6 protein-coding genes and 1 pseudogene are annotated in these 10216 nt (G+C 37.9%); 3 read left to right on the forward strand and 4 right to left on the reverse strand.

Annotated features, from left to right (window positions below; translation table 11 throughout):
* Positions 1–144 precede the first annotated feature (144 nt).
* On the forward strand, positions 145–1467 hold the full coding sequence (locus tag P9B04_RS07625; RefSeq protein ID WP_342054396.1) for an ABC transporter substrate-binding protein: 1323 nt from the start codon (positions 145–147) through the stop codon (positions 1465–1467).
* Positions 1468–1727: 260 nt separating this feature from the next.
* A complete protein-coding gene (locus tag P9B04_RS07630) occupies positions 1728–4349 on the forward strand; it encodes a DNA polymerase III subunit alpha (RefSeq protein ID WP_342054397.1) in 2622 nt (873 codons plus the stop codon).
* Between the two features lie 203 nt (positions 4350–4552).
* On the opposite strand, the gene P9B04_RS07635 is transcribed toward P9B04_RS07630, so the two are convergent.
* Positions 4553–5518 carry a mechanosensitive ion channel family protein gene (locus tag P9B04_RS07635; RefSeq protein ID WP_342054398.1) on the reverse strand — a complete coding sequence of 322 codons (966 nt, stop codon included), beginning with the start codon at positions 5516–5518 and terminating at the stop codon, positions 4553–4555.
* A 92-nt stretch (positions 5519–5610) separates the two neighbouring features.
* Complete coding sequence (locus tag P9B04_RS07640; protein ID WP_342054399.1) at positions 5611–7020, reverse strand: amidase; 1410 nt, start codon at positions 7018–7020, stop codon at positions 5611–5613.
* An 816-nt stretch (positions 7021–7836) separates the two neighbouring features.
* Here P9B04_RS07640 and P9B04_RS07645 point away from each other — a divergent pair.
* A complete protein-coding gene (locus P9B04_RS07645; RefSeq protein WP_342054400.1) occupies positions 7837–8451 on the forward strand; it encodes a cohesin domain-containing protein in 615 nt (204 codons plus the stop codon).
* On the opposite strand, the gene P9B04_RS07650 is transcribed toward P9B04_RS07645, so the two are convergent.
* Together P9B04_RS07650 and P9B04_RS25145 are read right to left on the reverse strand one after the other, a co-directional pair.
* The gene (locus P9B04_RS07650; RefSeq protein WP_342054401.1) at positions 8448–9815 is read right to left on the reverse strand and encodes a PKD domain-containing protein; all 1368 of its coding nucleotides are present in this window, start codon (positions 9813–9815) and stop codon (positions 8448–8450) included. The genes P9B04_RS07645 and P9B04_RS07650 overlap by 4 nt on opposite strands.
* Positions 9816–10190 (reverse strand): annotated as a pseudogene (locus P9B04_RS25145) (PKD domain-containing protein); the annotation flags it as partial. It abuts the gene before it with no gap.
* Between the last annotated feature and the right edge of the window lie 26 nt (positions 10191–10216).

Consider the following 10216-nt stretch of genomic DNA (forward strand, 5'->3'; position numbering starts at 1 on the left):
TCTTTGTCCCCTAACTTTCGGCGAGTCCCCCCAGACTTTTTGAGAAGCTTCGAAAAATGATAAAATAAGCGAGGTAATGGACAAACTTTCTAGAAAAGGCTTGTCATCAATTTGAGATTACCAATTGTGTAGCGATCGCAGAATATGAACTCATTATTAACCAAATATTGCCTTAAGTCTCCCGTAGCTTGTGGTTTAGCCCTTATCTTCAGCAGTAGTTTATTAGTGGGTTGTAATAGCCCCACCCCCACCGATACAGGAACCACCCCCGATGGTAACGCACCAGCCGCCAGTGGAGAAGGGCTAAAATTAGGGGCTTTACTGCCAGTTACAGGGGATCTATCATCCATTGGCGCAAATATGCCAGAAGCGGTTCAACTAGCCATTGACGAGATCAATGCTTGTGATGGAGTTAATGGCGCGCCCGTAACCCTAGTATCGGAAGATAGTCAAACAGATCCGTCTGCAGCTGGTGCAGCCATGACAAAATTAGCAGAGGTAGACAGAGTTGCTGGTGTGGTAGGGGCTTTTGGTAGTAGCGTTTCTGGGGCTGCAGTAGGTATTGCCGCGCAAAATCAAGTTATGTTAATCTCTCCAGGAAGCACCAGCCCCGTATTTACAGAACAGGCTAAAAACGGTGATTTTAACGGTTATTGGGCAAGAACCGCCCCTCCAGATACCTATCAAGCCCAAGCTTTAGCTGCCTTAGCGGAAAAACAAGGTTTTACCAATGTTTCTACTGTGGTGATTAACAATGACTACGGGGTAGGGTTTGAAGAAGAGTTTGCAGGGGCGTTTGAGAAGTCAGGAAATAAGCTGATTAATAAAGAAAAACCTGTGCGTTACGATCCCAAAGCTGCTACCCTCGACAGTGAAGCGGCCGCGGCTTTTGCCAATGAACCAGATGCAGTGGCGGCGGTGTTATACGCAGAAACAGGAAGTATTTTACTACAAGCAGCTTATAAACAGGGTTTAAGTAACGGCGTTACGGTTTTATTAACCGATGGTGTCTATTCTCAGGACTTTGTGGAACAGGTGGGCAAAACCCCTGACGGTAAGTATATTTTAGAGGGGGCTTTGGGAACGGTTCCTGGGGCTGATGGTGAAGCTTTAGAAGCTTTTACTACCAAGTGGAACGAGAAAACAGGACAAGATGTAACCGCTTTTGTTCCTCACAGTTGGGACGCAACCATCTTATTGATGTTGGCTGCCGAAGCGGCTAAGGCGAATACAGGGGAAGGCATACAAAGTAAAATTAGAGAGGTAGCTAATGCACCGGGAACTGAAGTGAGTGATCCCTGTGAGGCTATTGCCTTGGTTCGAGATGGTGAAGACATCAACTATCAAGGAGCTAGTGGTAACGTTGATATAGATGAAAATGGGGATGTTGTGGGTAGTTATGATGTTTGGACGGTAAAAGCAGATGGCACCACAGAGGTGATTGATAAAGTCAATCCCACCGAGTAATTGTTAAGAATAACTGATGCTTAAGGAAAGGGTTTACATTAATAAAAATAACCTACTGTAGTGGGTTATTTTTTTGTTTTGTTACAAAAATGATCTATTCACTAATCTAATTCATAAAATGGCGAAGAGATACCTATGAATGAACAAAATTTAACTTTCTTGGGATAAACGCTATAATATAGTCCCCCGTCTAATCATTAATATAATCAGAGGTTAATTCGGGTAGAGATAATTTAGAATTAATTCGGCAATATTTTACTATGTCTTTCGTTGGTTTACACATACACAGTGATTATAGTTTACTCGATGGTGCTTCTCAATTAAATTCTTTAATAGATCGTGCGTTAGAATTAGGAATGCCAGCGATCGCATTAACAGACCACGGGGTGATGTATGGGGCGATAGAACTAATTAAAGTTTGTCGAAATAAAAGTATTAAACCTATTATTGGTAACGAAATGTACGTTATCAATGGAGATATTGAAGACAAAAAAAAGTATAAAAAATATCATCAAGTAGTTTTAGCTAAAAATACTCAAGGTTATAAAAACTTAGTTAAGTTGACAACAGTTTCTCACTTACAAGGAATGCAAGGTAAAGGTATTTTTGCTCGTCCTTGCATCAACAAAAAACTATTAGAAGAATATCACGAAGGTTTAATTGTTACCAGTGCCTGTTTAGGGGGAGAAATACCCCAAAGAATTTTAGCAGGAGATTTTAAAGAAGCAAAAGCTGTTGCTAAATGGTATCAAAAACTTTTTAAAGATGACTTTTATTTAGAAATTCAGGATCACGGTTCTGTTGAGGATAGAGTTGTTAATGTTGCTATTGCTAAAATTGCCCGTGACTTGGGTATTAAAATTGTTGCCACCAATGATTCTCATTTCATTTCTTGTTACGATGTGGAGGCGCACGATGCATTATTATGTATTCAAACAGGTAAACTAATTACAGACGAAAAACGACTTAGATATAGTGGGACAGAATATTTAAAATCTGCTGAAGAAATGCGGCTACTGTTTCGGGATCATCTCCCCTATGATTTGATAGAAGAAGCAGTTAATAATACCTTAGAAGTTGCCGAAAAAATAGAACCTTATAAAATTTTAGGAGAACCTCGTATCCCTAACTATCCTGTTCCTGCTGGACATAATCCTGATAGTTATGTAGAAGCAATTGCCTGGGAAGGATTATTAAATCGGTTAAAATGTCGATCTCGTAACGAGATTCCTAATGAGTATAGGGAGCGGTTAGAATACGAGTTAAAGATGTTACAAAGAATGGGATTTTCTACCTACTTTTTAGTAGTCTGGGATTATATTAAGTACGCTCGGGATAGCGGTATTCCTGTGGGTCCTGGTAGGGGTTCAGCTGCAGGATCATTGGTGGCTTATTGTTTAAAAATAACTAATATTGATCCAGTACATCACGGACTATTATTTGAGAGATTTCTAAACCCTGAAAGAAAATCTATGCCCGATGTTGATACAGATTTTTGTATCGAAAGACGGGATGAAATGATTAAATATGTCACCAGAAAGTACGGAGAAGCTAATGTTGCTCAAATTATTACTTTCAACCGTATGACATCAAAAGCAGTGTTAAAAGACGTAGCTAGGGTGTTAGATATTCCCTATGCTGAGTCAGATAAAATGACAAAAATGATTCCTGTTTCAAGGGGTAAACCCGCTAAATTGAAAGTCATGGTTTCTGACAAAACCCCAACTCCAGAATTCAAAGAAAGATACGACAATGATCCTCTTGTACATCGTTGGGTTGATATGGCTATCCGTATCGAAGGAACAAACAAAACCTTTGGGGTGCATGCTGCCGGGGTGGTTATTTCTTCTGAACCCTTGGATCAAATTGTTCCTTTACAAAAAAATAACGATGGAGCAGTTATTACTCAGTATTATATGGAAGATTTAGAGTCCTTGGGTTTATTAAAAATGGACTTTTTAGGGTTAAGAAATTTAACCACTATTCAACGCACTGCTGATTTAATCAAACAAAATCAAGGGGTAGAATTAGATTTAGATCAACTGCCACTAGACGAAAGAAAAGCACTAGAAATTATTGCCAAAGGAACAGCTAAAAAACTTCCCCCTGATGTACAAAAAACTCATAACCTTTTGGAAAAAGGAGATTTAGAAGGAATCTTTCAGTTAGAATCATCTGGGATGAAACAAATTGTCAAAGATTTGAAACCATCGGGTATTGAAGATATTTCTTCTATTTTAGCTCTCTATCGCCCCGGTCCATTAGATGCAGGATTAATCCCTAAATTCATCAACCGTAAACACGGAAGGGAGGACATTATTTATCAGCACAAACTACTAGAACCTATCCTAAAAGAAACTTATGCAGTATTAGTTTATCAAGAACAAATTATGAAAATGGCGCAAGATTTAGCCGGTTATTCTCTAGGAGAAGCTGACTTATTGCGTCGAGCGATGGGTAAGAAAAAAATTGCAGAAATGACCAAACATCGAGAAATTTTTATCGATGGTTCAACAAAAAATGGCGTTCCTCAAGTTATTGCAGAAGATTTGTTTGAACAAATGATCAAATTTGCAGAATATTGTTTAAGTTATGATACAGAAATTTTAACCGTTGAATACGGACCGATGCCTATTGGTAAAATAGTCGAAGAAAATATTAATTGTACTGTTTATACAGTAGATAAAAACGGTTTTGTTTATACTCAACCTATTGCTCAATGGCATTATAGAGGAGAACAAGAAATATTTGAATATCATCTAGAAAATGGATCAAAAATTCAAGCTACTAAAGACCACAAATTTATGACAATAGACGGTAAAATGTTACCTATTGATGAGATTTTTGAGAAAAATTTAGACCTTGCACAAATTTATATATAGCTTCTAAACTTATAAACTAATAGGTGATTCAAAAGAAATAACAGGTTCATTCATAGTAAACTTAAGTCCATGATTAATTAACTCTAAACCAATTTGATTTGTGGATACTTCTACCATTCTTGCTCGTAATTCGATAGAACTTTCAGTAGAACCTAAGATAAAGAATGTAATTCTAGCACGACTAACTTTTTTATCAGGATGTTCTAGAAAAATTGTACTTGATGTATCGGGTTCTTAATCTGAGCCTGAGTTACTGTTTCATTGTTATTATTGACAATTTCTTCAAAATCAACATGAAGATTCCGAGAATCAACTTCATTTTTCAGACTAGATTCAGCAATCAATTGACTAACAAAAGATTTTTGACTATCAGATAAATTTTGAAAAAAGCTGACTTTAATAATATTGATTAGTTTATTAGCTCCTGTAAAGTTTTCGATATTAATTTGGGTTAAATAGTTGTTAGGAACTACCATTAATGTACCTTTTCCAGAAATACGAATTTTTGTAGAACGTAAGCCAATAGACTCAACTTTACCAAAAGTTCCATCCGGTAGTCCGATATAATCATCAACCATAAAAGGACGATCCAAATAGAGAACAATGCCTCCTAATAATTGTTCTAATGTTTTTTGAGCAGCAAAAGCGATCGCTACACCACTGATACCTAAACTAGCAATTAAGCCAAATATATTAATTTCATGAGCTTGGGAAAAAATAGTAATTATAATAAACAGAAATAGGGAAAATGTTAATCCTCTCGCAACAATTAATAAATCACTATTTAACTTCTGTCCATTTTGAGTAATCTCAGTAAGATAAATAGTAAAAAAACGCTCAACTAAACGATAACCTATCCAACTGATTACTAAAGACACTGATATACCGATGGGAAATTCAATAATATTAATTGATTGGAGTTTCGGTACTAAACGATGAGTCACTAATAAAATAAGATCGGCTAATAATAAGAGAATAATTGATTGTAATAAAGCTTTGTCGGGATTGATTATTCGTTGATAAATCTCTTGAGTTTCTGAAGCAACGATAGTCTTTTGCAAACGTACTAATAACCGAAGCATTTGAGGTAAAGCAATGATTACAAGAACAATTGCTAAACTCACGGGAATTATGGGCCAATTAATCAATATTTTCTCAAAACTTAACATAACCTCACATTAAAACTTTCTTTTAGAGAAACATTCCTGAAAATGTCTCCCTTCATACTACACAAATCAAAGTACAAAGGCAAAAATAAACTTTAATGGTTGACAGAAGAGGGAATAGATAATGAGAACTGATTATTTTTTTCTAACTGAGAAGCTAAACGAATTAAAGTTAACTCATCGGCTGGTTTTCCTACTAATTGAATTCCTACTGGTAAACCATTTTTATCCTGCGCCATAGGCAGGGTAATAACAGGTAAACCACTGGCATTAAAAGCAGGGCAAGGTGCAATCCAATTGATAATTTTGTCTAAAGTTTCTTGGGGTGATAAGTCAACCCATTGTCCTACTTTGATGGGTTGATGTAAATAAACAGGTAACAATAATACATCGAACTGATCAAAAAAAGACACTAATCGACGGGAAAAAACCTGCATTTCATGAACAGCCTGTAAATATTCCCCTGCACTGATACTTTGTTCTTTAAACCAATTATTCAAAGGACTCAACATGGTTGAGGGCATTCCTGATGCTTCGATTCCTGACTGCCAAATCTTCATAAAAGGTTCAATTAATGCTTCCACTGACAAACAGTTTACTTCTAATGAATGACCCAATGATTCTAATAATTTAGCAGTTTTTTCTACCGTTTCTTTGACAATTTCTTCGCTTTGAGTAAAAGGCAGAATGTGATCACAAAAAGCAATTTTTAATCTTGGAGAAACCTGTTTGGTTGCTTCTAAAAAAGAGATTTCAGGAGAGGGCAACCAGTAGGGATCACCAGGTATATAACCGGACATAACATCTAATAAAGCGGCTGCATCGGCTACTGTGCGCGCCAAAGGACCATTACTAGAAATGCCACTTTGATAGTCTCCTACAGGGGCGTTAGAAACTCTTCCTCTTGCTGGTTTTATAGCCACCAAGCCACAACAACTTGCCGGGCCACGAAGGGAACCGCCACCATCGGAACCTTGGCTAACGGGGCATAAACCCGCCGCTACCGCAGCCGCAGCACCTCCACTGGAACCCCCTGCAGTATAGTCTAAATGCCAAGGGTTGCGGGCAGGTAGAAATCCTGGGGGTTCGGTGTAGGGAAATGATCCTAGTTGGGAGGTGGCAGTTTTCCCTAAAACGATAAATCCTGCCTTTTTCATGCGGGTTGTTACCCCGTCATCGTAACTGGGGATGTTATTGTTAAGGGCAGCCACACCGTAAGTTAAAGGCATCCCTGCCACTGCGTTGAGATCCTTAATTGCACTGGGTACACCGAAAAAAGGAAGAAGATCATTAGGATCTGAGGTATTGATTAATTGTTCGGTTTTTTCTTTAGCTTCTTGTATTGCTGTGTCTGTAGCAACGTGGAAAAAACTACCAAGTTGAGGGTTATGTTTTTCGATTCTTTTTAGATATATTTGAGTTAATTCTAAGGGTGAAATGCTGCGATTGCGAATTAATTGAGCTAAATCTAAAGCAGGGGTAAAAGCTAGATCAAGGGAGTTCATATAATTGAAGGAGGAGAGATAATATAGGGGTTTGTGGGATCTGAATTTTTATCTTATCATCTGAGTTTCACTTATATGGCGTTTCTCAGACTCATAAGGTATACCTAACTCCTTCCTCCTGCCCCCTGCCTTCTGCCTCAAAGAGGTAACTTTTGTACCTCACAAGTATGGGAAGTGCTATAGATTCTTTAAATGTTTTTTATTCAGCTTTTATTCCCCTAATTGAGATGATATTTTACTATATTTAATTTTATGAAAAGTGGGAACTTCTTGGTAATATTCTAGTTATTTTGAATATTTTTTAATCAATTTATCAACTAATTTTATCACCTTAAAGAAATGTACTGGCTTTTGTCCTCCTAATTTTTTGAGGTACTTTTTCAGCAAGCCCTAAGTAAATCTTAAATATTAACTCACCGAAGAATAGAAGCATCTATGATCAAAACAGGCTGTCAAACTTCCTTAAAACTGACATCTTGCACCAGTACATAAAAACTTTAATTAGTGAGCAGTTCCTCACTCCGTAGGGCGCGCTATCGCACAGCGTTCGGCTTTCATCTCTTAGCTGAAAGCGTTAAGCTTATGTTTAATCTCACTCACAGCATAAGACAGAGATTGATATGTTTCAACTGATGGCTGATAGCTGATAGCTGAACGCTTATAAACTAGCCAGTTTTTCGAAGGTGCAAGATGTAAGTAAAAAGCATAGAAGAGCAACAAGACAGGAAGTAGAAGCCTTGCTTAGCTTTGTCTTATTTACGCAACTTTTTTCTGCTATTCAGACAGTTTCGTTCCAAAATACGAGGAAAGATTTACATGAACAAACATCTTAGACAAGCAAGCCTTGTCGCATTGTTGATGGCCATAAGCATAGAGGCAGTGCAAGGGCAGACCATAAGCTTGGTTCCTTCTGATACCCTTGTAGAGACTGGTGAAGCATTGATGTTAGACCTAGTTATCTCTGGTTTAGGAGATTTTAGTTCCCCATCTATATCTGCATTTGAGTTCGACATTAGCTTTGATAGTAACATATTAGCATTCAATGGGTTGGATTTTGGTGATCCTCAACTGGGTGATTTGTTAGATAATTCAGGTTTTGCCGTTCAAAATGTTAATGAGACAATACCTGGAATAGTTAACTTTTTGGAAGTTTCTGGTGATTCGGACTTGGAGTTAAATGCGGCACAACCAGACACCTTTATTTTGGGGGTTGTGAACTTTCAAGCCATCTCAACCGGGGAGACAACCTTAGAGTTAACGGTTCAAGAATTATTAGATGAAGGCGAGAACCCTTTATCCTTAGATAGCCCTCCTGAAAGTGTATTAGTATCAACGCAAATGGTACCGGAACCCCGAGTTCACCTGGCTATAATAGGGTTAGGTATGACCTTAATACTAGGAAAATGTTTGAAGGGCAAAACTTCAGCCTAATCCGAAGATTGTTGTCTTAGATTAAGTATCAATAACCTAATATCTATTAGTGTTATGTTTTGATCATCGTTTAAGTCTCGTGGATCGTAAAAGAATGTACCCAAAGCAGAAGCACTATCCGGAGAAGCACCTGTAATATTGGTTAAAGCAAGAGAAAATGTTCTGCTAATGTTGTGAGTAGAGTCGAAAGGATACCGACGAGTTGCTATTAGTAAATCTAAATCTGTACGGTTAACTAAACCATCTCCATTAATATCACCTCTTAGGGGTTCAAGTAACTCTACTGTAACCGTTTGGGTAATTTGTCCAGGGGCAAAAGTTACCTGTCCCTGCTGATTTACATAATCTGTTCCAGCTTTTGCCGTTCCATCAAGAGTTGAGAAATCAAAGGTAACAGACTCATTAGAAGGTTGGTCAAGGTTAATATTGAAAACAGCAAGGTTGCTGTCATCAAGATTCCGATTGATAACCGTATCAACTATTGAAATATCAGGAACAATATTATTAACAATGATAGTTTTGTTGGCTACATTATTATAAGTTCCTTCTTCATCGGTCAAACTAACTAATATGGTGGGATTAGTATCGCCTTGATTGTAAATATGGGTTACAGTGCGATCGCTGTGAAGACTTTCAACCAAAATAGTTTCAATATCCCCATCACCCCAGTCGATTGTGTAACTAATTAATGTGTCTTGGCCTGGATCGCTTACCTCACCCAAAGTTAACGTATATAAAGAAGTTTCATCTACAGAATCATCACCAGAAATAGTTAAACTTGGAACGATATTATTAACAGTAATAGTTTTACTCGCCACATTATCGTAAGTTCCTTCCTCATCAGTCAAACTAACTAATATGGTGGGATTAGTATCACCATCATTGTAAGTATGAGTTAAGGTGCGATCGCTGTGAAGACGTTCAACTAAAATAGTTTCAATATCGCCATCACCCCAGTCAATTGTATAGCTAATTAATGTTTCTTGACCTGGATCGTTTACCTCACCCAAAGTTAACGTATAGACAGAGGATTCATCGAGAGAATCATCACCAGAAATAGTTAAACTCGGGGCAACATTATTAACATAAACCGTTACACTATCGCTACTACTTTGTAGAGTATCCTTATCGGTTACAGTAAAGTTAACATTATAGATGCCTTCACTAGCATAAATATGGCTAGGGTTTAAAGTATCCAAAACAGAAGCACTACCATCCCCAAAGTTCCATTCAACTGTATAATTTTCCTCCGGTTTAGAGAGATTAAAGCTACCTTCAAAAGTCATCGCTTCCCCTTCATTACCTACCTGAATCGATCCTGCGTCCACATTTTGGGGTATAGGTAAGGCCTCAACCGTCACCATTAGGGTATCACTAGCAGAGGAATCTTGCTCGTCCGTAATAGTAAGAGTAACGGTATAAACCCCGTTTTGAGTATAGGTATGAGTGGGGGTTAAACTACCTGTGGTGCTGTTACCATCGCCAAAGTCCCAAACAATGGTATGAGTATCTAAAATACCAGGATCATCGAAACTGGCAGCAAAGGTGAGGGAGTCACCCTCATTGATCAGTTGATCTTCCCCTGCGTTGACATTTTGGGGAGCAACATTATTAACAGTAACCGTCAGTTGATCTGCGCTACTGGCACCATCCTTATCCGTTACAGTCAGGGTAACGGTGTAGTTTCCATCTTGAGCATAGGTATGGTTAGGGGCTGGCGTGGGGACACAAAAAGCTATAAGCTAGATTTAATAAGGGATATAGC

The organism is Crocosphaera sp. Alani8 (assembly GCF_038442745.1).
Classification (GTDB): Bacteria; Cyanobacteriota; Cyanobacteriia; order Cyanobacteriales; family Microcystaceae; genus Crocosphaera.

Bases quoted from the DNA above. Each gene is read 5' to 3' on its own strand.
- P9B04_RS07640 (WP_342054399.1), bottom strand. From the start codon at position 7,020: ATGAACTCCCTTGATCTAGCTTTTACCCCTGCTTTAGATTTAGCTCAA.
- P9B04_RS07645 (WP_342054400.1), top strand. From the start codon at position 7,837: ATGAACAAACATCTTAGACAAGCAAGCCTTGTCGCATTGTTGATGGCC.
- P9B04_RS07635 (WP_342054398.1), bottom strand. From the start codon at position 5,518: ATGTTAAGTTTTGAGAAAATATTGATTAATTGGCCCATAATTCCCGTG.
- P9B04_RS07630 (WP_342054397.1), top strand. From the start codon at position 1,728: ATGTCTTTCGTTGGTTTACACATACACAGTGATTATAGTTTACTCGAT.
- P9B04_RS07625 (WP_342054396.1), top strand. From the start codon at position 145: ATGAACTCATTATTAACCAAATATTGCCTTAAGTCTCCCGTAGCTTGT.
- P9B04_RS07650 (WP_342054401.1), bottom strand. From the start codon at position 9,815: ATGGTGACGGTTGAGGCCTTACCTATACCCCAAAATGTGGACGCAGGA.